Source organism: Streptomyces sp. SAS_270 (assembly GCF_052543295.1).
Map to the genome: position 1 here is coordinate 39,230 of NZ_JBMNDS010000046.1, position 21,415 is coordinate 60,644.

General features: G+C 70.3%; 17 protein-coding genes. 7 read left to right on the forward strand and 10 right to left on the reverse strand.

From position 1 onward, the window contains the following. Positions 1–7: 7 nt before the first annotated feature. From ACN6LB_RS27235 to ACN6LB_RS27245, 3 genes are all read right to left on the reverse strand, one after another. Positions 8–3,808, reverse strand: a complete 3,801-nt coding sequence (locus ACN6LB_RS27235) for a choice-of-anchor D domain-containing protein (RefSeq protein ID WP_445028200.1) — start codon at positions 3,806–3,808, stop codon at positions 8–10. A 105-nt stretch (positions 3,809–3,913) separates the two neighbouring features. Then, complete coding sequence (locus tag ACN6LB_RS27240) at positions 3,914–4,663, reverse strand: alpha/beta hydrolase (protein WP_445028201.1); 750 nt, start codon at positions 4,661–4,663, stop codon at positions 3,914–3,916. Positions 4,664–4,748: 85 nt separating this feature from the next. Further along, positions 4,749–6,203, reverse strand: a complete 1,455-nt coding sequence (locus ACN6LB_RS27245) for an MFS transporter (protein WP_445028202.1) — start codon at positions 6,201–6,203, stop codon at positions 4,749–4,751. A 263-nt stretch (positions 6,204–6,466) separates the two neighbouring features. On the opposite strand from ACN6LB_RS27245, the gene ACN6LB_RS27250 reads away from it, so the two are divergent. The 3 genes from ACN6LB_RS27250 to rfbC all read left to right on the forward strand — a co-directional run bounded on the left by ACN6LB_RS27250 (position 6,467) and on the right by rfbC (position 9,738). After that, positions 6,467–7,045, forward strand: coding sequence for a TetR/AcrR family transcriptional regulator (locus ACN6LB_RS27250; protein ID WP_445028203.1), 579 nt, complete (start codon positions 6,467–6,469; stop codon positions 7,043–7,045). A 94-nt stretch (positions 7,046–7,139) separates the two neighbouring features. Then, complete coding sequence (locus ACN6LB_RS27255) at positions 7,140–9,125, forward strand: glycosyltransferase family 2 protein (protein ID WP_445028204.1); 1,986 nt, start codon at positions 7,140–7,142, stop codon at positions 9,123–9,125. 4 nt (positions 9,126–9,129) lie between these two features. Next, a complete protein-coding gene (gene rfbC, locus ACN6LB_RS27260) occupies positions 9,130–9,738 on the forward strand; it encodes a dTDP-4-dehydrorhamnose 3,5-epimerase (protein ID WP_356138670.1) in 609 nt (202 codons plus the stop codon). A 94-nt stretch (positions 9,739–9,832) separates the two neighbouring features. Here the strand turns inward: rfbC and ACN6LB_RS27265 are convergent, their stop codons facing one another. From ACN6LB_RS27265 to ACN6LB_RS27285, 5 genes are all read right to left on the reverse strand, one after another. Next, complete coding sequence (locus ACN6LB_RS27265) at positions 9,833–10,645, reverse strand: hypothetical protein (RefSeq protein ID WP_445028205.1); 813 nt, start codon at positions 10,643–10,645, stop codon at positions 9,833–9,835. Positions 10,646–10,921: 276 nt separating this feature from the next. Further along, positions 10,922–11,803: a dTDP-4-dehydrorhamnose reductase gene (gene rfbD / locus ACN6LB_RS27270; RefSeq protein ID WP_445028206.1), complete on the reverse strand. Its 882-nt coding sequence runs from the start codon at positions 11,801–11,803 to the stop codon at positions 10,922–10,924. Beyond that, the gene (gene rfbB / locus ACN6LB_RS27275) at positions 11,800–12,810 is read right to left on the reverse strand and encodes a dTDP-glucose 4,6-dehydratase (RefSeq protein WP_445028207.1); all 1,011 of its coding nucleotides are present in this window, start codon (positions 12,808–12,810) and stop codon (positions 11,800–11,802) included. Before rfbB ends, rfbD begins: the two co-directional genes overlap by 4 nt. Continuing rightward, the gene (locus tag ACN6LB_RS27280) at positions 12,807–13,874 is read right to left on the reverse strand and encodes a glucose-1-phosphate thymidylyltransferase (protein ID WP_445028208.1); all 1,068 of its coding nucleotides are present in this window, start codon (positions 13,872–13,874) and stop codon (positions 12,807–12,809) included. Before ACN6LB_RS27280 ends, rfbB begins: the two co-directional genes overlap by 4 nt. Before the next feature lie 154 nt (positions 13,875–14,028). Further along, positions 14,029–15,474, reverse strand: a complete 1,446-nt coding sequence (locus ACN6LB_RS27285) for a glyceraldehyde-3-phosphate dehydrogenase (RefSeq protein ID WP_356138681.1) — start codon at positions 15,472–15,474, stop codon at positions 14,029–14,031. Between the two features lie 243 nt (positions 15,475–15,717). Between ACN6LB_RS27285 and ACN6LB_RS27290 the strand changes: the two genes are divergently transcribed. Next, entirely contained in the window at positions 15,718–16,836 is a 1,119-nt protein-coding gene (locus ACN6LB_RS27290) for a PASTA domain-containing protein (RefSeq protein ID WP_445028209.1), read from the forward strand. Positions 16,837–16,908: 72 nt separating this feature from the next. On the opposite strand, the gene ACN6LB_RS27295 is transcribed toward ACN6LB_RS27290, so the two are convergent. Both ACN6LB_RS27295 and ACN6LB_RS27300 read right to left on the reverse strand, forming a co-directional pair. Beyond that, on the reverse strand, positions 16,909–17,094 hold the full coding sequence (locus ACN6LB_RS27295; protein ID WP_445028210.1) for a DUF397 domain-containing protein: 186 nt from the start codon (positions 17,092–17,094) through the stop codon (positions 16,909–16,911). Then, positions 17,091–17,951 (reverse strand): helix-turn-helix domain-containing protein, encoded by an 861-nt coding sequence (locus ACN6LB_RS27300; RefSeq protein ID WP_445028211.1) that lies wholly within the window; start codon positions 17,949–17,951, stop codon positions 17,091–17,093. Before ACN6LB_RS27300 ends, ACN6LB_RS27295 begins: the two co-directional genes overlap by 4 nt. 167 nt (positions 17,952–18,118) lie before the next feature. Here ACN6LB_RS27300 and ACN6LB_RS27305 point away from each other — a divergent pair, with 167 nt between their 5' ends. From ACN6LB_RS27305 to ACN6LB_RS27315, 3 genes are all read left to right on the forward strand, one after another. Then, on the forward strand, positions 18,119–18,562 hold the full coding sequence (locus ACN6LB_RS27305) for an ATP-binding protein (protein WP_445028212.1): 444 nt from the start codon (positions 18,119–18,121) through the stop codon (positions 18,560–18,562). A 33-nt stretch (positions 18,563–18,595) separates the two neighbouring features. After that, positions 18,596–19,720 (forward strand): NAD(P)/FAD-dependent oxidoreductase, encoded by a 1,125-nt coding sequence (locus ACN6LB_RS27310; RefSeq protein WP_445028213.1) that lies wholly within the window; start codon positions 18,596–18,598, stop codon positions 19,718–19,720. Positions 19,721–19,883: 163 nt separating this feature from the next. Continuing rightward, a complete protein-coding gene (locus tag ACN6LB_RS27315; protein ID WP_445028214.1) occupies positions 19,884–21,341 on the forward strand; it encodes an FG-GAP-like repeat-containing protein in 1,458 nt (485 codons plus the stop codon). Positions 21,342–21,415 lie beyond the last annotated feature (74 nt).

A 21,415-nucleotide genomic window follows, 5' to 3' on the forward strand; every position in this document is an offset into this window, starting at 1 on the left:
GCGGACCTCAGTAAGTGATCTTCACGGCGCTCACGGTGTGGTTGTCCGTCGCGCCCCCGGTGGCTCCGCCGAAGCCGACCAGCAGGTTCGGGGGGAGGGTGACCGCCGTGTCGATGACCTGGGTCCCGTCGATGGCGACGAGCAGGTGCCCGGTGGTCGTCACGGTCACGTCGACGGTGTGGGTGCCGGTGCGCAGGGCGGGGACGGCGGTCGAGGTGGCGGCGTAGCGCAGGCTCGCGCCGGTGCCGCCGGTGGCGACGGCGACGAAGTTCGACGACGGGTCGCCGGTGTTGCGGTGGGTGTCCAGCGTGACGGCGAGGCCGGGCAGACCCGAGTAGCCGAGGCCGCCGCCGCCCGAACCGAGTGACTTGGGGGTGGCCTTGGAGGCGTCGAGCAGGAGCAGGGCCAGGCCGTCGGCGCCGGTGCCGCCGCCGATCGCGGCGGTGAACGTGGCCTTCAGACGGGCCGAGGGGACAGCGGTGCCCTGGACGGCGGACCCCCTGGTGTTCGTGACGGCCTTGGTGAGCGACAGGTCCGTGCCGGACAGGGCGGCGGAACCGTTGTAGCTCCAGCCGTTGGGTCCGGGTGGCGCCACCGCGTACGACGTCGCGGTGATGACGGTGTCGCGGACGGTGTGGATGTCGGTCCTGCCGCCGTTGGCGCCGGTGAAGGCGAGCAGGGCCGTCGGCGGCAGTGCGGCCACCGATGTGCTGAGCAGGCGTGTGCCGTCCATGGAGACGGTGACGGTCTTCCCGGAGACGGAGACGGCGACGGCGTGCGGGCCCGCGCGCAGCGGCGGTACGGCGGTGGTGGTCGCCGCGTACGAGAGGGTGGAGCCGCTTCCCGAGGTGGCGATGCCGACGAAGTTCGACGACGGGTCGGTTCCGTTGCGGAAGGTGTCGAAGGTGACCGCCACCCCCGGCGTGCCCGACCAGCCGAGGCCGCCCCCGTTGGCTCCCAGCGCGCTCGGCGTGGCCTTGGCCGGGTCCAGCAGGGCGAAGGTGAGGCCGTCGGCTCCGCTGCCGCCGCCGATGACGGTGGTGAACGCCGCCTTGAGACCGTCGGTGGCCACCGGGACGGGGAAGACTCCCGAGCCCGCCTGGGAGGCGCTCGTCTGGGTCAACTGAAGGTCGTTGCCCGAGAGTTGGGCGGAGCCGTTGAGCTTCCAGCCGCCCGCTCCGGGTGCGGGGACGGTGACGCGGCCGGGTGCGGTGCCCGTACCGGTGAGCGTCTCGTTCTGCGGGCCCCTGCCGTCGTCGGAGGTGAGCTGGTAGGTGCCGGTGGCCGTACCGACGGCGGTCGGGGAGAAGGTGACGGACTGGTGCACCACGTCCTCGGGGCCGATGACCTGGCCCTCGCTGAGCGGGTTGGTCACATGGAAGGGGGCCGCAGGCGGTGCCGCCTTGGTGACGGTGAGCGGGACGTTGCCGGTGTTGCTGATGTCGAACGTCTTGGTGAGGGACTTCCCGACCGCCACGCTCCCGAAGCCGGTGGATGTCGGCGTGACCGTCAGCCTCGCCTCGCCGACCACCGCCGTGCCGGTCATGCTCACGGAAGCGGTGCCGTTCTGCCCGGTGACCGAGAGGGTCCCGGTGTGGTCGCCCGCGGCCGTCGGCGCGTACCTCACCTGAACGGTGACGGACTGCTGGGGTTCGACGACCGTGCCGTCGGCGGGCGCTCCCACGGCGGCGAAGGGCGCGTTCGGCGGACTGCTCGCCGAGATCGTCTCGGCCTCGGTGCCGGTGTTGGTGAAGCTGACGCCCAGCGTCTTCACGGTGCCGGTGGCGACCGTGCCGAAGGCCAGTGCGGAAGGGAAGGCGGTGAGGCCGGGGCGGGTTCCGTAACCGGTCAGGCCGAGGCCGACCGAGCCCGCGTCGGTGGTGAAGGTCAGGACCGAGCTGTCCGCCCCCGGCGCGGTCGGCGCGTACGACACGGGTACCGCGTAGGTGTCCCCCGCGTGCAGCGTGACCGGCAGACCCGTGGGCGCCGCCGAGAACGCGCTGTCCGCGGGCGCGCTCACCGCGGTGAGCGTCACGTCCTTGGTGGCCGTCACCGTCGCGGTGGCCTGCCCGGTGCCGCCCACGGCGACCTTGCCGACGTCCACCGGGCTGCCGCCGAGCGCGGTGGCGGACGGGCGCCCGAAGGCGAGGATGTGGCCGTCCCGGGTGCCGACGTAGACGCGTCCGCCGTCGGTCGCGGGCACGGCGAACTTGGACGCGGTACCGATCGGGGCGGAGAACCGCAGGTTCAGGATTCCCTTGACCGGTACGGCGTCGTAGGCGCGGAGCTGGGCGCCCGCGCCGTTGGATCCGTCCGCGTAGACCGCCCAGACGAGGGCGGAGCCCGGTGTGCTGCCGGTGGAGGTGACCACGGGCGAGCCCGAGGTGTAGCCGAAGGTCCCGGTGCTGGTACCGGTGTTGGTCAGGGACGGCTGACCCGAGCCGCTCACGCCGTATGCGAAGGCCCGCAGCGGGCCCCGGCTGCCGATCGTGTAGACGTAGCCGCCCTCCGCGCCGTACGCGGCGGGGTGGCCCCAGACGCCCTCGGTCGGTCCGAAGGTGCCGAGCACCCCGTCGGTGCCGCCGGGCCCCTGGCCGCGGCCGCCGAGGTGGTCGCGGTCGAGGAGGAAGAGGCGGCCGTCCTTGCCGATCTGGGCCAGCAGCCGCGGGTGCTGGGCCGTGCCGAAGACCGGGCCGGGCAGGGCCACCGGTCCGCCGGAGCCGAGGTCGGTGTCGTTCTGGTCGAGGGTCGGGGCGTTGGCGGGGCTGAAGAAGTCCTGGGCGGACATCGTGCCGTCGCTGTTGACGCCGAGGCGGACCACCGACTCGGCGAGCTGTCCCGGGGGCTGCGCACCGGGGCCGGGCGCCGGGGAGATGCCGTTGCCCGTGGACAGGAACATCCGGCCGGGGCCGTCGGAGACCAGGCCGCCGCCGCTCATCCATACGCCGGCCATGCCGTTGGCGGAGGAGTTCTCGGTGGCCCACAGGGTGGTCTTGCGGGTCGAGGTGCTGACGCCGAGCACATAGCCGACGTAGGGGCCGATGTCGCAGTGGGAGGCGAAGGCGGCGTAGACCGATCCGCCCATCAGCAGCAGGCCGGGGCGCTGGGCGGCGGTGAACGCGTTGAACGGGCGGCCGGGGTCGTTGACCGGGGCGCCCTGCACCTTCACCGGCCAACCGCTGCGTTCGACGCCGGTGGCCGCGTCGAGCGCGTGGATGTACCAGTTGGGGTGCTTCGCATCCACTCCGTCGTTGATCTTCGCGGTGAGGTAGACGGTCTTGGTGGCCGGGTCGTACACGGGGGTCGAGGTCACGCCGAAGTTCGGCACCAGGTCGCCGCAGCCGATCGCCGAGGCCGGCCAGGGCGCGCCGAGGTTCCTCGTCCAGTTGATCTTTCCGGTCGCCGGATCGAGGCCGTACGCCTTGGCGTTCTCGGTGGCCGCGACGACCGTCCTGTCGGCGACGAGCGGCTGCGCGTACACCTGACCGTCGACGGCGGTGGAGAACTGCTGCCCGAAGTCGGAGCTCGACACCTGGGCGGGCGCGAGACCGGGTTCGTTCGCGTCCCAGCCGGTGCGCAGGGAGTCGACGGAGACGGTCGTCTCGTCCGCCGCGCGGGCGGGGGCCGCCGTGAGCAGCGGCAGCGTGCCGCCCGTGCCGAGCAGCAGACAGCCCGTCAGCAGCGCGGCCACGGAGACGGACGGTCGGCGCTTGGCGCGGGGTCCGTCGTTCACCGGTCTGCGCGGGCTGGCCGTACGGAACGACATCTCCACCTCGGTACGTGAGGGCGCGAGGGCGGAGACCGGCATGGCCCGCCGGCGATCATCGTCGGCGGGCCGATCCGATTTTGGGATGATCCGCGTCCGGGCACCCGGCGTTGTTCATCCCGATGGGCCAAGAGGGGCCGACGGCTGTCAGCGGTACTTCGCGAGGAACGCCTTGACGTCCGCCCAGACAGTCGGCTGCGAATTGAGGATGTCGTTGCCATGGGCGGCACCGGAGACCATCTCCAGCTTCTCGCCCCGGGACTTCTTCGCCAGTTTGTCCATCTCCTTGGCGTCGTCGGCGAACTGGCCGTCGCCGTTCGCCGCCACGAAGAGGACGGGCATGGTCAGCTTCGGTACGGCCTCGGTGGCGTCCATGCTGTCGTAGAGACCCGGACCCGAGATCGACACGACCGCCGCGACCTTGGGCTTGATCGTCGAGGCCGCGACCAGCGAGGAGGTGCCGCCCTTGCTGGCCCCCATCAGAATGACCTTCTTCGCGCCGTGGGCCCGCAGCCGTGCGGTGGCGCCCTCGATCTCCGGCACCTCGGATCCGCTGCTGTCGACGGCGAGCACGCGGTAGCCGTCACCGGCGAGTTCGTCGGCGCCCGGGACCCAGGAGCAGACGTCGGTGCCCCGCATGTGCGACAGGACGACCGCGGTGCTGCCGGTGCCCGTCTCGTAGCCGTCGACATCGTTGCCCTCGGTGTCCTTGAAGGTCACCGAGCCCTTGAGCTGCTTGCCGGCCAGACACCCGAAGTCCTTCACCGTGGAGGACGGCGTCGGCGTCGGCGTCGCGGTCCCGGCGGCCTTGTCCCCGCTGTCGCCGTCACCGCAGGCCCCCAGCAACAGCACTCCGGCGCAGGCCAGTCCCGCCGCGGTCCAGCTCGATCGGTTCATGTGTCCCCCCTGACAAGAACTCGCCGCAAGCTAGCCAGTGGACCGCGCTGCGTCAACAGATGCAGCGGCCCGCCCGGCGGCACACTCAGCTCTGCGCGGCCGAGGCCGCGGGCTTCGCCTGCGCCGCATGTGATGTGTCGTCAAAAGCCTGCGGTGCACCGGTGATACGTCCCGAGCGGCGCGCCGGTACGAGCAGGGACGCCAGCGCCGCGGCGAGGCAGAGCACCGCCATCAGGGCGAACCCGTGGGTGTAGCCGGAGGCGTGGGGCAGGCCGGAGGGCTGGAGCCGGCCGGTCACCAGGACGCTGGTCACCGCGGCTCCGATGGACCCGCCGATGGTACGGATGTTGGCGTTCATCCCGGTGGCGGCCCCGGTCTGCTCGGGCGGGACACTGCCCACGATCAGGTTGGCCATCGAGGCGAAGGCCAGTCCGATGCCGAGGCCGAACACGCCTGCGGCGAAGGCCACTTGCCACTGCTCGTCGTGCCACACGGCCAGGAAGCCGCAGGCGAACGCGCCGAGCGCGGCACCGCTGGTGAGCAGCTTCTTGGCGCCGAGGACGGGCTCCAGGCGGCCGCTGAGGACACCCGAGAAGAACATCGCGACGAGCATCGGCAGCATGAGCAGCCCCGACGCGGTGACGCCGGCGCCGAAGCCGTACCCGGCGGCGCTGGGCGTCTGTACGAAGCCCGGGAGGAAGGACCAGATCGCGTACATGCCGGCGCCGAAGAGCAGCGCGGCGGTGTTGGTGGTCCACACGGCGGGCAGCCGCATGATGCGCAGGTCGATCAGCGGGGTGCGGGAGCGGGCCTCGGCGAGCAGCCACAGCGCGAAGAGCGCGACGGCCGCGGCGAACAGGCCGATCACCCGTCCGGAGCCCCAGCCCCAGCGGCTCGCCTGGCTGAGCGGCAGCAGCAGTGCGACCAGCCAGGCGGACAGCAGGACGGCGCCGGACCAATTGACGTGCCCCTGGGCCCTGTTGGGTGACTCGGGGACGTAGCGCAGGGCGATCAGCGTGGTCGCGGCGACGACGCCCACGGGGAGCCAGAACAGCCATCGGTAGTCCAGCGCGGACACGATGGGGCCGGCCGCGACGATTCCCACACCGCCTCCGGCGGCGATCACGGCGGACAGGTTGCTGATGCTGTGGCTCACCCGGGACGGGGCGAACTCGTCGCGGATGATGCCGAAGGACAGCGGGAAGAGGGCGCCGCCGATGCCCTGGACGACGCGGGCGACGATCAGTACGCCGATGGTCGGTGCGAGCGCGGCGAGCAGGCAGCCGAGCATCACGGTCACCAGTACGGCGACGAGCGTGCGCTTCTTGCCGATCAGGTCGCCGACCCGGCCGAGGATGGGCGTGAAGACGGAGGCGGACAGCAGGTAGGCCGTCATCACCCAGGTCGCGGTGGACTGCGAGGTGTGCAGCGCGTGCTGCACGGTGGGCAGGGCGGGCGCGATCAGCGACTGGAGCATGGAGAACACGCCTGCACCGGTCGCGAGGACCGCGAAGGTGAGGCGGGTGGAGGTGCGGGGCATGGAAAAGCCTCTCCGGATACGAACGGGGTGCGGCCGGGGTCGTGCGGGCCGCGGTCGTACGGGCTGGGCGGAGCGGGCGGCACGGACGGCCGCAGGGCACCCGGCCCGGTGGGCTCGAAGCGGGGGTACGGGCGCGTCGACGTTGCGTGCGGCCGCACGCATCCACGGAGGGACGCACTCCCGACTGGTAAAGTGGAGGTACCCCTCCACTGTAGCGGAGGCATACCTCCGCTTCAACCTCGTTCCGGCCCCGGGAGGCAGCAGTGACGGCTCAGCCGTTCCCCGTCAGTGAGATCGTCGCGTCCCAGCGCCCGCACCGGAAGGACGCCGCCCGCAACTACGACGCCCTGCTGGCCGCCGCGCGCGAGGCGTTCGCGGAGAACGGATCAGAGGCGTCCTTGGAGGACATCGCCCGCCGCGCGGGAGTCGGCATCGGCACCCTTTACCGGAATTTTCCGACCCGCCGCCACCTCTTCGAAAGCGTGTACGCGGACGAGGTGAACGCGCTGTGCCGGTTCGCGCAGGAGGTCGCCGTACAGGAGCCGTGGGAGGCGCTGACCACCTGGCTGCGCCGCTTCACGGAATACATGGTGACCAAGCGGGCCGTGCGCGACGCGCTGAACGACGAGTCGGAGATCTTCCAGGCCTGCCGGGACTCGATGTACCAGGCGGGTGGCCCGCTGTTCGAGCGGGCGCAGCAGGCCGGCCGGGCGCGCGCGGACATGGAGTTCGACGATCTCCTGCGGATGGTCGCCGGCATCACCGCGACGAACTTCCCCACCGACACCCAGCGCGACCGCGTCCTGGCCGTTGCCCTCGACGGAGTACGCACGGCGGGCTGACCAAGCGCCTGTGCCCCGGGCGTAGTTAGTATCGGGACATACGCGCCGTGCCACTACGGAAACGGATAGCGACTCAAGGGGGTCTTGGAACCGGATGCCGGTCAAGGTCAGCGTGATTGTTCCCGTCTACAACCCGGGTCCGTACATCGAGGACTGCGTCGACTCGCTGCTGCGGCAGTCACTGCCTCCTGACGAGTTCGAAGCGGTCTTCGTGGACGACGGCTCGACCGACGGGACGCCGGCCCGGCTGGACGCACTCGCCGCCGAGCACTCCCACTTCCGGGTCATCCACCAGGAGAACTCCGGCTGGTCGGGCAAGCCCCGCAACGTGGGCATCGCCGCCAGCACGGGTGAGTTCGTCATGTTCGTCGACAACGACGACTACCTCGGCGACGAAGCCCTTGAACGGATGTACGACTACGGCGTGGCCAACGGCGCCGACGTCGTCGTGGGCAAGATGGCCGGCAAGGGTCGGCCGGTGCCGGTGGAGCTCTTCCGGCGCAACCATCCGCGCGCCACCGTCGCGAACACGCCACTGATCGACAGCCTCACCCCGCACAAGATGCTCCGCCGTGCCTTCCTCGACCGCATCGGCCTGCGCTTCCCCGAGGGCCGGCGGCGCCTGGAGGACCACGTCTTCGTCACCGAGGCGTACCTGCGCGCGGACAACGTCTCCGTGCTCAGCGACTACGTCTGCTACTACCACCTCAAGCGGGACGACGCCTCGAACGCGGGCTTCCAGCGCTTCGACCCCGTGGGCTACTTCAAGAACCTCCGCGAGGCCCTCGACGTCGTCGAGCGCTACACCGAACCGGGCTTGGTCCGCGACCGCCTCTACCGGCGCTGGCTGCGCGAGGAGATGGTCCAGCGCATGCGCGGCCGCCGCCTGCTCGCCCTGCCCGAGGACTACCGCAAAGAGCTGTTCGACGAGATCCGCGGGGTCGTCGTCGAGCGCTTCGGCCCCGGCGTCACGGCCGGGCTCCAGGCGACGCAGCGGATCGTCGCCGCCCTGATCGCCGCCGACCGGTTCGACGACGTCGTGGCCTACGCCGAGTGGGAGACCGCCGTCGTACCCAAGGCCGTGCCGGGCACCGTGGAGTGGGCCGACGGCGCGCTCCGGGTCGGCTTCACCGCCGAGTACACCTCCGGCGGGGCGCCGATGACGTTCCCCGCCTCCGGTGCTCCCACCGCCTTGGACGGCCCGCCGGAGGACGTCGCACAGGCGGTCGCCCTGGTCGGCGCGGACGCCGTCGCCCGCTTCGGCAAGGCCACCGCCGACCTGGTGATGCGCGAGCGCTCCAGCTCCGCCCAGTTCTTCCAGCCGGTGGAGATCACCCACGAGACGGTCAAGACGCAGGACGGGGGCGAAGGGCGGGTACGGCTGGTGCTGCACGCCACCGCCACCGTCGACCCGGCCGTCGCATCGGGCGGCGCACCGCTCGGCGGCGGCCTCTGGGACGCCTACGTCCGCGTGAAGCTCGGCGGCTGGACCAAGGAATGCCGGCTGGGCCCGGGCTCGCGGCCGGGCCGCACGCTCGCGCACGCCGGAGTCGTCGCGGGCCGCGTGGTCCTGCCGTACTGGACCGCGCACGGCAACTTCTCCCTGGACGTCGACCGGGCGGGCAAGCGCCTCGGCCTCGGCACCCTGGGAGCCGCGGAGATCACGGCTCACGGCGACCGCTTCAGCGCCTCGCTGCCGCTGTACGTCCCCGGCGACACCAAGGCGCTGGTGCGGCTGACCGCCCCCGCCTCCGGGACCTCCGTGGAGGCCACCGGCACGCTGTCCGCCACCGACGGGCCCGGGGCACTCCTGGAGGCCGCCCTGCCCATGGACGTACTCAAGGGCACCACCTGGCGGCCCGCGCTGAGCCTCACGCCGGACGCCGGCGAGCCGCGCTTCCTCACCCTGCCGGTCGCCCTGCGCGGCGAGCCGGACGGCGTGCACCTGGTCCTGCCGCCACGCCCCGGTGTCGTACGGCTGCTGGCCCGCAAGACGCGCCGGACCCTGCGGCGCATGGTCGGCGCGGCGCTCGGGAAGGTGGCCCCCACACTCAAGGCACGACTGCGAAAGAAGGCATGACAGCGTGCGATCACTGGACATCGAAGGCGCCTGGGTACTGGAGCCCAAGGTGTTCCCGGACGACCGGGGCACCTTCCACGAGTGGTACCGCGGCGAGGAGTTCCGCGAGGCCACCGGCTACGACCTGTCGCTGGCCCAGGCCAACTGCTCGGTCTCCCGCCGGGGCGTCCTGCGCGGGGTGCACTTCTCCGACGTGCCGCCCGGGCAGGCCAAGTACGTGACGTGCGTGCGCGGCGCGGTCCTCGACGTGGTGGTCGACATCCGCGTCGGCTCGCCCACCTTCGGGCGCTGGGAGGCGGTGCGGCTGGACGACGACACCCGGCACGCCGTGTTCCTCGCGGAGGGGCTCGGGCACGCGTTCATGGCGCTCACCGACGACGCGACCGTGGCGTACCTGTGCTCGACGGGCTACGCGCCGGGCCGCGAGCACGGGGTGCACCCGCTCGACCCGGAACTGGCGATCGCCTGGCCGGAGGGCATCGAGCCGGTGCTGTCGGAGAAGGACGCGCAGGCGCCGACGCTGGCCGAGGCGGAGCGGTCCGGACTGCTGCCCTCGTACGACGAGTGCTCCGCCTACTACGAGAAGCTGCGCTCCGGACGGCTCGGCGACTGACACCGCACGGAAGGGGCGCCGTCCGACCGGGTACAGGCCGGGCGGCGTCCGACCGCTGAGAGCGGCATCCCGCGCCCCACCACGGCATCCTGGGTCAGGACTTGGCGTATCGCTTCTTCAACGCGCTCCGCTTGTTGGTGCCTTCGGCGTTCCGGCCCTTTTCGATAATCACCAGGTTGTGGTAAAAGTGCACGGCCACGATGTTGAGGTCCGTGTAGCTCGGCTGGTAGTTCTCGTCCACGAATTCCTCGTAATTCAGGCCGTCCGTCAGCCGCTTCAGCATTCCCATGCTGGTGTTCGGGGACTCACGGTCCTCGCTGCCCATCCATTCGGGCCAGTACGACGACTGTGTGTCCTCCACGGCGTAGATGCCACCGTCCTTGAGCCGGGGGAAGAGCGTGGCGAACGTCGTGAGCACGTGCGGGCTGCGGTGGCTGCCGTCGTCGATGATGACGTCGAGGTCGCCGATCTTGTCGGCGACAGCGTTCAGGGACGAGGGGTCGGACTGGTCGCCGATGAACGTCGTGATGCGTTCCTCGTCGACGAATGACTTGTCCTGGATGTCCATTCCGAAGATCTGCGCCTTCGGGAAGAACTGCTTCCACATACGCAGCGATGCCCCACCCTGGCCGGGCCGGTTGTATCCGCCGATCCCGATTTCCAGGAGGTTGAACGAGTCGTTCTTCAAGTGCTGGAGATGACGCTGGTAGTGCTGGGTGTATCGGTGCGCTCCCCACTTGTCCGTCTTGAAATGCACGGCAAGTTTATTGAGATCGTTGGAGATCGCATCGAGTCCGGTCGGCTTGGCCACCTGGACCGGCTTGCCGGAGAGGCGCCTTTTCAGCCGGCGCAGTACCCGCATGTTCTTCTCGCCCAACACGGACTTCACGGTTGCTCGCATCGACATCGCGGGCACGGTTCCTTTCATAGCGACTTACGGTCGGCAGGCCGCAGGCAGCCGGGGCCTGCGCCGGGCGAACGGGAAGGCCTCGTGCGCCCAAGTGGGCCGTCCCGTCGGGCCCTTGACGAAAACCGTCATGCCGCGTTCACCTGCCATGCGCAGCATCGTAGTGACGAAGTCGGGTCCGTGGACAGCGAACTCCACGGCCGACACCCGATCCGTCCGTCTCCCGGCCGATCACGTGAGATCAGCCGGGAGAGGGCGAACGAACGGGCGCGGATTTCACGAAGCAATCGCCTTGCGGATATGGGGCATTGCCTCCTGCAGGGCGGTACGCCAGTCACGCAGCGGCCGCAGACCGATCTCCGACCACCTGTCGTGCCCGAGGACGCTGTACGCGGGTCGGGGCGCGGGGCGCGGGAAGGCCCCGCTGGTGGTGGGGTGCACGCGTCCCGGGTCCGCGTCGAGGAGCCGGAACACCTCCCGGGCCAGCTCGCACCAGGTCGCCTCGCCGGAGCTGGTGGCGTGGAAGACACCGTGCGCGCCCTCGTCCCGGCCGAGCCTCGTACCCAGGTCGGCGACACGGGCGGCGACGTCGGCGCTCCAGGTCGGCTGCCCGCGCTGGTCGTCGACGACGTCAAGGGTGTCACGGCGGGCTTCGAGGTCGATCATCGTGCGGACGAAGTTCCCGCCGTGGACGCCGTACAGCCAGGCGGTGCGCACGACGGCGCTCGCACCGGGGAGTTCCGCGAGCACGGCCCGCTCCCCCGCCAGTTTGGTGCGGCCGTACGCCGTGCGCGGGGCCGGCGGATGGTCCTCCGGGTACGGGGTGCTGCGGGCGTCGCCCGCGAAGACGTAGTCGGTGGAGACATGGACCAGGCGCGCGCCGTGTACGGCACAGGCGCGGGCGACGAGCCGCGGCCCCTCGCCGTTGATCAGCAGCGCCCGCTCCTCGTCGCTCTCGGCGTCGTCGACTGCGGTGTACGCGGCGCAGTTCACGACGAGGTCGGGACGGTGCTCGGTGAATGCCCGGTCGAGTTCCTCCGAACGGGTGATGTCGAGCGCGGTGCGGTCAAGGCCCACGACGTCCTCGCCACGCCCGGCCAGCTCCTCGACGACGTCCCGGCCGAGCATGCCGCCCGCTCCGGTGACGAGCCACCTCATGCGCGCTCCTTGTCCTGCCGCGCGGCGCCACCGTTCTCCTGGTCGACGCGCCGCTTCAGCGGCTCCCACCAGGCCCGGTTGTCCCGGTACCAGGCGACGGTCTCGGCGAGGCCGGCCGTGAAGTCGTGGCGCGGGCGGTAGCCGAGCTCGTCGCGGATCTTGCTCCAGTCGACGGAGTAGCGCAGGTCGTGGCCCTTGCGGTCCTCGACGTGCTCGACGCGGTCCCAGTCCGCCCCGCAGGAGTCGAGGAGCAGGCCGGTGAGTTCCCTGTTGCTCAGCTCGGTGCCGCCGCCGATGTTGTACACCTCGCCGGGGCGGCCCGCGGTGCGCACCAGTTCGACGCCCTGGCAGTGGTCCTCGACGTGCAGCCAGTCGCGGACGTTCAGGCCCTCGCCGTAGAGCGGGACCTTCTTTCCGTCGAGGAGGTTGCTGATGAAGAGCGGGATGACCTTCTCGGGGAACTGGTGCGGGCCGTAGTTGTTGGAGCAGCGGGTGACCCGCACGTCCAGGCCGTGGGTGCGGTGGTAGGCGAGGGCGAGCAGGTCGGAGGAGGCCTTGGACGCGGAGTACGGGGAGTTGGGCTGCAGCGGGTGCTCCTCCGGCCAGGAGCCGGACTCGATGGAGCCGTAGACCTCGTCGGTGGAGATGTGCACGAAGGGGCCCACCCGGTAGCGCAGGGCCGCGTCCAGCAGTGTCTGCGTACCCACGACGTTCGTCTGGACGAAGTCGCTCGCGCCCTCGATGGACCGGTCCACATGGGACTCGGCCGCGAAGTGGACCACCTGGTCCGCCTCGGCCATCAGTTTGTCGACCAGTTCGGCGTCGCGGATGTCGCCGCGGACGAACTCCAGGCGGGGGTGGTCGACGGGCAGGTTGTCCAGGGTGCCCGCGTAGGTGAGCTTGTCGAGCACGGTGATACGCGGCGCGTCGGGCGCGTCCGAGGCGAGCAACGAGCGGACGTATGTGGAGCCGATGAACCCGGCTGCGCCGGTGACGAGAAGATTCATGAACGGATGCGCACCTCGCTGTGGTCTCCGAGAACGAGTCGGTGGGCACTGGGAACACCGGGCGCCGGGGTCACCTCGACATGCCGGCCGATCAGCGAGGACTCGATCCTGCCCACCCCGTCGATCGAGGATTCCCGCAGCACGATGGAGAACTCCAGCTCACTGTCCGTGATCCGGCAGTTCTCCGCGATGGAGGTGAAGGGCCCGACGTAGGAATGGCTGACGACGGTCCCGGCGCCGATGACGACGGGTCCGACGATCCGCGAGTCCGTGATCTTGGCGCCCTCCTCGATCACCACCCGCCCTATGGTCTCGGACGCCTCGTCGACCTCGCCGTCGATGCGGGGCTCCAGGGTCTCCAGGACCGTGCGGTTGACCTCGAGCATGTCGGTGACGTTGCCCGTGTCCTTCCAGTAGCCCTTGATGAGCGTGGAGCGGACGTCGGCGCGGGTGTCGATCAGGTGCTGGATGGCGTGCGTGATCTCCAGCTCGCCGCGCCAGGAGGGCTCGATGGCGCGTACGGCGTCATGGATGACCGGCGTGAACAGATAGACCCCGACGAGGGCGAGGTCGCTCTTGGGGTGCTCCGGCTTCTCCTCCAGGCCGACCACCTGGCCGGACGGGTCGAGCTCGGCGACACCGAAGGCGCGGGGGTCGGGGACGTGCGTGAGCAGGATCTGCGCATCCGGCCGGTGCCGGCGGAAGTCGTCGACGATGGCGGTTATGCCGCCGATGATGAAGTTGTCACCGAGGTACATCACGAAGTCGTCGTCACCCAGGTAGTCCTGGGCGATCAGCACGGCGTGGGCCAGCCCGAGGGGCCGCTCCTGGGGGATGTAGGTGACCTCCAGACCGAACTTCGATCCGTCGCCGACCGCCTCCTGAATCTCGGCGGCGGTGTCACCGACGATCACACCGACTTCGGTGATTCCCGCCGCCGCGATCGATTCGAGTCCGTAGAACAGCACAGCTTTGTTCGCCACGGGTACGAGCTGTTTGGCCGAGGTATGCGTAATCGGCCTCAAGCGCGTACCGGCGCCACCGGAGAGCACGAGAGCCTTCATTTGGCTCACCCTAGCCGTGATCGTCCAGGACGGACATTGATTGCTCTACTTCTGTGCGATCACGGTCCACCTGGGGCTTCGGCGACGAAATCGTACGGCCTGTCCCGCTGCCGGTGCCCGGGCGGCGGAACAGGCCGGGAACGGGCCGGTGGGATCAGACCGCCGGCGCCGGGTACGTCGGGTACTCCACCCCGGAGACGTGCTGGACGACGCGGACGACCTGGCAGGAGTAGCCGAACTCGTTGTCGTACCAGAGGTAGAGGATCGCGTTGTCGCCGTCGACCTTGGTGGCTCCGGCGTCGACGATCGAGGCGTGGCGCGAGCCGATGAAGTCGCTCGACACCGCGTCGGGGGCGGTGGTGAAGTCGATCTGACGCTTCAGCGGCGAGGTCAGCGACACCTCGCGCAGGTGGTCGAGGACCTCCTCGCGGGTGGTCTCGCGCCCGAGGCGCAGGCTGAGGATCGCGATGGAGACGTCCGGCACCGGGACGCGGATCGAGCTGCCGCTGATGGGCGCCTTGAGGTCGGGCAGCGCCTTGGCGACGGCGGAGGCGGCACCGGTCTCCGTCATGACCATGTTGAGCGGCGCCGAGCGGCCGCGGCGGTCGGCGCTGTGGTAATTGTCCAGCAGGTTCTGGTCGTTGGTGAACGAGTGCACCGTCTCCACGTGCCCGCGCAGGACGCCGTACTCGTCCGCCATCGCCTTCAGCGGCGGGACGATCGCGTTGGTCGTGCAGGACGCGCAGGACAGGATCTGCTCGTCCGGCTTGATGGTGTCGTGGTTGACGCCGTGCACGATGTTGGGGACGTCGCCCTTGCCGGGCGCGGTCAGCACGACCTTGTCGATGCCGGGGCGCAGGTGCTGCGAAAGACCCTCGCGGTCACGCCACTTGCCGGTGTTGTCGATGAGGATGGCGTCGTTGATGCCGTACGCGGTGTAGTCGACCTCGGAGGGGTCGTTCGCGTAGATCACCTTGATCTCGTTGCCGTTGGCGACGATCGTGCTGTTCGCCTCGTCGACGGTGATCGTGCCCTGGAACTGGCCGTGGATGGAGTCGCGGCGCAGCAGCGAGGCGCGCTTCACGATGTCCTGGTCGCCGCCCTGGCGGACGACGATGGCGCGCAGCCGCAGGCCGTTGCCGGAGCCGGTCTTCTCGATGAGCAGGCGCGCGACGAGGCGGCCGATGCGGCCGAAGCCGTAGAGGACCACGTCGCGCGGCTCACGCCGCTCGATCTTGTTGGCACCCGTGGCACCGGCGACGGCCCTGGCCGTGAACTCCTCGACCGAGAGGCCGTGGTCGTCGGCCTTGTACGTCGCGGCGAGCATGCCGATGTCGACCTGGGACGGGCCGAGGTCGAGGGTGGTGAGAGCGTTGAGGAACGGCAGCGTCTCGACGACCGAGAGCTCCTCACCGTCGATCTGCCGGGCGAATCGGTGGGTCTTGAGGATGCTGACCACGGACTTGTTCACCAGGGAGCGGCTGTGCAGCAGGACCGTGACGTCCCCCTCCCGGTGCAGCTTCCCGATGATCGGGATCATCGACTCCGCGATCTCCTCGCGGGTCTTCCAGTCGGTGAACGAGTCGTCATTGACAGTCACAGATTTATCTTTCGAGCTAGGCGGCGCTCATATGGTAACCCGGCTTGAATTCGATCCCTCAGGGGGCTCCGAACGGGGGATGCGAGGGGGCTGCGCGCCCGCCCGGGCAGACCCGGCACAGCGGTAGCACCCGTACCGCTTCGCTTCGGTCGCACACATTTTCGCCACAGAATCTTGCAACCTTCTTCACGCGTTCGCTGTCCGCTCTATGTACCCACGCCCACTGAGGAGCAAGAGCGCCACGTGAACCCCTACACCACCCCCGCCCCGTCCCGACCCTGGTGGAGAACCACGCCGGCCGTGCTCGGCCTCCTCGCCCTGGTCGCCGTGCTCGGGGCGTTCAGCTTCGCCCTCGGCTTCTTCGTGATGATCGCCGCCATGGTGGCGGTGTGGATGCTGTCGCCGTGGCGCCGGTTCGCCAAGATCGGCGCGATGGTGGGAGCCTTCGTGCTCCTGACGATCGGCGCGGGCCTCGGCGGACAGCTCGACGACAGCGGCAAGGACAAGCCCGACGCCAAGGCGGGGGCGGAGGACAAGGACCATGTGAGCGCCAAGGTCGCCGCGTCCCCGACCGCCGCCAAGCCCCTCAAGGCCGCCGACTACTCCGGCAAGCCGCTGGACGAGTCGGAGAAGCAGGCGCGGTCCGCCGGATTCACCACGGCTCGCCATGACGCGGCCGAGGACGACCGCACGATCGTCCTGCGGTCCGGATGGACGGTGTGTTTCCAGAAGGCCGACGGCGCCGCGAAGACCATCGACTTCGCGGCCGTCAGGACCGGCGAGCCGTGCCCCGAGAAGGACGGCGGCCCGCTCCCGTGGCCGACGATGCCCGAGGTCGTGGGCGCCACCTACAACACGGCCGTCAAGGACCTGAAGAAGGCGGGCATCGACCTCGACCGCGTCACGCTCGACGATGTCTATCTCGACATGGACGCCCCCAGCGCCAAGGAGGCCGCCGAGGACGGCGACGAGTGGCGGGTGTGCTTCCAGTCCCCGGGCGAGGAAGCGAAGGTCACCTCCAGCACCACGATCCGCCTCGACCTGGGCAAGTGGACCGACGCCGACCTCGTCAAGAAGTGCCCGGCGTCGAAGGACACGACGTACAAGATCCCGGCCAACGATCCCGACTACGACAGCGGCGACAGCAACAGCACGACCGGGGGCGGCAGTTCGACCGGTGGCTCCTCGTCGTCCACCGGGGGCTCCTCCTCGTCCGGCGGCTCCACGGGCGGCAGCAGCGTCGGCACCGTGCACCCCGGCTCGTTCTGCTCTCCGCCGGGAGCGACCGGCGTCACCACGAAGGGAACCCCCATGGTCTGCGGCCCCGGCTCCGACGGCCGCAACCGCTGGCACTCCGCCTGACGCCGCACGTCCCCCATCACACCGGTATCCCGGCGGCGCGCGCGACAGCGCCGCCCCCGGGACGCCGTCCGCTCAGTCCTCGGCCACGAACCCCACGAACCCCGACCATCCTTCGCGCCCGACAGCGAAGTGAGGGCGTGTCACATCCTTGGAGTCCCGTACGTGGACGGCCTGTTCGGTGACGGCGACCTCCACGCAGCTGTCGCCCTGGGTGCCGCTGTAGGTGGACTTGAACCAGGCGAGTTCCGTCGTGCTCATAGCTCTCCTCGCAGTCGCTCCAGCAGACCCCTCGAGTCCTTGGGGTTCAGGGCCTGCGAGCGCAGTGTGTCATAGCACTGATAGAGGAGGCTCACCTCTTTCGCGTCGGAGATCAGGCGGCCGTTCTGCTGCCCTTCGGAGTACGCGAGCCGCCGCCGCTCCGGGGTCTCCAACAACTGCACGGACCCATCCAGGCAGGCGTGGAACTCGGCGTCCAGCGGCATGACTTGGAGCGTCACATTGCGTGGGGCGGTCAGTTCCAGCACGTGGTCGAGCAGTCCCCGAGTCACCTCGCGGCCACCGAGCCCTCGTCGCAGCAGGTGCTCCTCGACGATGAAGCTGAACGGTACGTTCGGCCGCTCGCCGAGCATCCTCTGCCGCTCCAGCCTCGCGGCGACCTGGGCCTCCAACTGCCCGTCCGACAACGGAGGAATGCTGTTGTCGAACACCGCCCGCGCATACTCCTCCGACTGCAGCAGCCCCGGCACCAGCCTGCACTCGTACGTACACAGGCTGACCGCCACCTTCTCCAGCCGGGCCCACCGCCGGAACCAGGCCGCGAGCCCCGGCTCGCCCCGCGTCAGATGGGCCGCCGCCTTCCGCAGCGCACCCGTGTTCCCGAGCGCTTCCTCCGCCCGCTCGACGAACGACTCGTCGGGCATACGGCGCCCCAACTCCACGGACTCCACGGTGTGTTTGGAGAACTGCACGCGCGCCCCGAACTCGACCCGGCTGAACCCCGCGTGCTCGCGGAGGGCCTGGACGACGGCCCCGAAGGTCCGCAGACTGTCGGAGGGATCCGGCTCACGCTCCCACTCCCCAGCCGTCACGTCAGTACTGTCCGTGCTGTCCGTCATACGCGGCCACCTCCAGGTGCGTACGTACTGCGCTGCGTCCCCGCGCTCAACAGCACCCACAGTGACGGCAAGATCCACGTACTGTCCACACAACGTGCCCGTACGCTGACGCAGCGTACGGGCCGTGCTTCTGGCACAGGCACCCGCACGCCCGCCACGGTGGCCCCATGAACGCCACCACTCCCCAACTCCCCGCCACCGCACACACGTTCGCGCAGCGCCTGTCCTCCACCCGTCGCGGCGCCCGTCTCGCCCGGCTCCTCGCGGCCGAACACCTCCGCGCCTGGCCGGTGCCGGCCGGCGTGACCGAACGAGCCGAGCAGATCGTCGCCGAACTGGCTGCCAACGCGGCCCTGCACGGCCGCGTGGACGGCCGCGACTTCAAGCTCGCCCTCGCACTCGTGGCGACGACCGGCACACTCCACATCGCCGTCACCGACGCACGCGGCGAACAACTCCCGTGCCTCTCAATGGACTTCGAAGCTCCCCCGGACAGCGAGTCGGGCCGCGGCCTCCTCCTGGTCGCCGCCCTTGCCGACCGCTGGGGCGTCGAGCCGTACCCCCCGAGCGGCAAGATCGTCTGGGCCGAACTCGACGTCGAGGGCCGGTGATTGGGCCGGCGGGAAGAAGGGAAGGGGGCGTTCGTGAGGATCGGTTCCAAGAAGCGGCCTGGACGTGTCGCTGTCATCGGAGTGGGCGTTCTCGGAGCCTGCGTGGGCTGGAACCTGTCCCGGCACGGCGCCGACGTGGTCCTCATCGACGCGCAGCGGCCGGGCGAAGGCGTCACCGACTGGTCCTTCTCGTGGGTCAACGCCAGCAACAAGACCGTGCGCAGGTCCTACTTCGACCTCAACATCGCGGGCATGGCGGCGCACCGTGAGCTCGCCAGGACCATCGGGCCGGACTCCTGGTGGTATCCCGGCGGCCACCTGCGCTGGACCGACGATCCCGCGGCGGAGGCGAACCTCCTGGAGAGGGCCGAGCTGCTGGCCGGCTGGGGCTACCGGGTCGAGATGAGCACAGGGGCCGAGGTGAGAGGCCGCCTCGAACCTGCTCTCGCGATGCCCGACGAGGTTCCGGTCGTTCTCTACCCCGACGAAGCCTGGGTGCACGGACGTCACCTCGTCGGCCGGCTGGTCGGCCGGGCCGTCGCATCCGGCGCCGAGCTCCGATCCGGCACCGCGGTCCGTGACATCGGCACCGGCGGCGACGGAAGCGTCCGGACGGTGGCTCTCTCCGACGGGAGCCGTCTCGACGTCGACATCGTCGTGAACGCGGCGGGGCCCGACGCCTCCCATGTCGCCGGGCTCGTCGCACGGGACCTGCCGATGCGCCGGGAACCCGGCGTGATCACCCGGATCGACTGCGCTGAGGTCCCGGTTCACCGGGCCATGCACGCACCTCACATCGAGATCCGTCCCGACGGAGACGCTTCGATGGTCCTCCACAGCCGCGAGATCGACGCACTCATCGACACCGGGGCAGAGCCGGCGGAACTCGCACGGCTGCTCCACGCGTCGGCGCGGAGCGTCGTGCCCACGCTCGACAGCTCCCGTATCGCACGGACACGGGTGGCCAACCGGCCGATCCCGGCCGACGGATTCCCCTCGGTGGGAGCGGTGCCGTCCGTGCCGGGCTACTACGAGGCCGTCTCCCACAGCGGCATCACGCTCGGGCCGGTCATCGGCCGGCTGCTCGCTGCGGAGATCGTCAGCGGGCGGAGGGACGAGCTGCTCGCGGACTTCCGCCCGGAGCGGTTCACCCCGTGACACTCCGCCCCTGAACCGCCCCCGATCATTGCCGTGCGCCACGTCGCCGGCACCGAACCTCTCCTTTCCCATACGCCCCTTCAGCCTCATCAGATCTCATACAACCCTTCAGCCTCGTCAGAGGTCTTCTCTGAGCCCGCACGTATGTCCTGGAGAGGAATCCATGCCCCGGCCCCATCACAAGCGCTCCCGGCGTCCCGTCGTCCTGGGCGCCACCGTCGTCGCGGCCGCCCTGGCCGGTGGCCTGCTGATCACCCTGCCCGGCGGCGCGAGTGCCGCCCCCTCGGGCCTCGCCGACGACTTCAACGGTGACGGCTACCGCGATCTGGCGACCGGCGCTCCGGGTGCCGTCGCGGGCGGCAGGGCGAAGGCGGGCGCCGTGGTCGTCAACTACGGCTCGTCGAGCGGTATCAGCGCCGCGCGCCACAAGACCACATCGCAGAACTCCTCCGGCGTACCGGGCACCGCGGAGACCTCCGACCGCTTCGGCACCGAACTCGCCCACGGCGACCTCAACAACGACGGCTACGGCGATCTCGTCGTGGGCACACCGCTGGAGGACGTCAGCGGCGATGTCGACGGCGGTTCCGTCACCATCCTGTGGGGCGGTTCGTCCGGCCTGTCGGGCGGCACGTCGATCAGCGACCCGAACGCCTCGGGCCACGACCGGTTCGGCCAGTCCCTCGCGGTCGGCGACTTCACCGGTGACGGGAAGTCCGATCTGGCGGTCGGTTCCACCGGCAAGGACGTCTGGATCTTCAAGGGCGGCTTCACCAAGTCCGGCGGCGCGGCCGGGAAGCTGCGCTTCGACGCGCAGATCCAGTCCGGCGCGTACCCCATGGGCGCCGTCCAGCTCGCCGCCGGAGACTTCGACGAGGACGGGAAGGACGACCTGGTGGTGGGGTCCTCCGCGGGCAACTTCGTCTATCGCGGCGCCTCGACCGGGCCCACGCTGCAGACCGAGGCGGGCGAAGGGTACGCGGACGCGCTCACCGTGGCCGACTTCGACCACGACGGGCACGACGACCTGGTCGTCGGCTCCGACTCGCTCGCCGACACGAACCAGACGGCGAAGGGCGGTTACGTCACCGTGTTCTACGGCGGCACGGCCGGCGTCGACACCGCGCGCAGCGGCGTCTTCACCCAGGACACCGCGGGTGTGCCGGGAGCGGACGAGTCCGACGACTCGTTCGGCAGCGCACTCGCCGCGGGCGACGCCAACGGTGACGGCTACCCGGACCTCGCCGTCGGCGCGAGCTTCGAGTCCGTCGGCTCCGCGAGCCACACCGGCAGCGTCTGGGTGCTGCGCGGCGGCTCCTCCGGCCTGACCGGGACCGGCGCCCAGTCCTTCAACCAGGGCACCTCGGGTGTACCGGGCTCCAACGAGCCGTCGGACATGTTCGGCGACGCCGTCCACCTCGCCGACCACAACAAGGACGGCCGTGCCGACCTGTCGGTGGGCGCGGGCGGTGAGAACAGCGACGACGGCGCCGTATGGGTCCTGCGCGGCGCCACCGGAGGCGTCACGACCACCGGCGCGGTGAGCTTCGGCGTGTCATCCGTGGGCATCGGGAACTCGGGGGACGACCCCATGTTCGGGCACAACATGTCGGGCTCCTGAACACGGAGACAGACACCCGGGAGGGGCGGCACCGGAGGACTCCGGTGCCGCCCCTCCCCCGTTGTCCTCCTTGC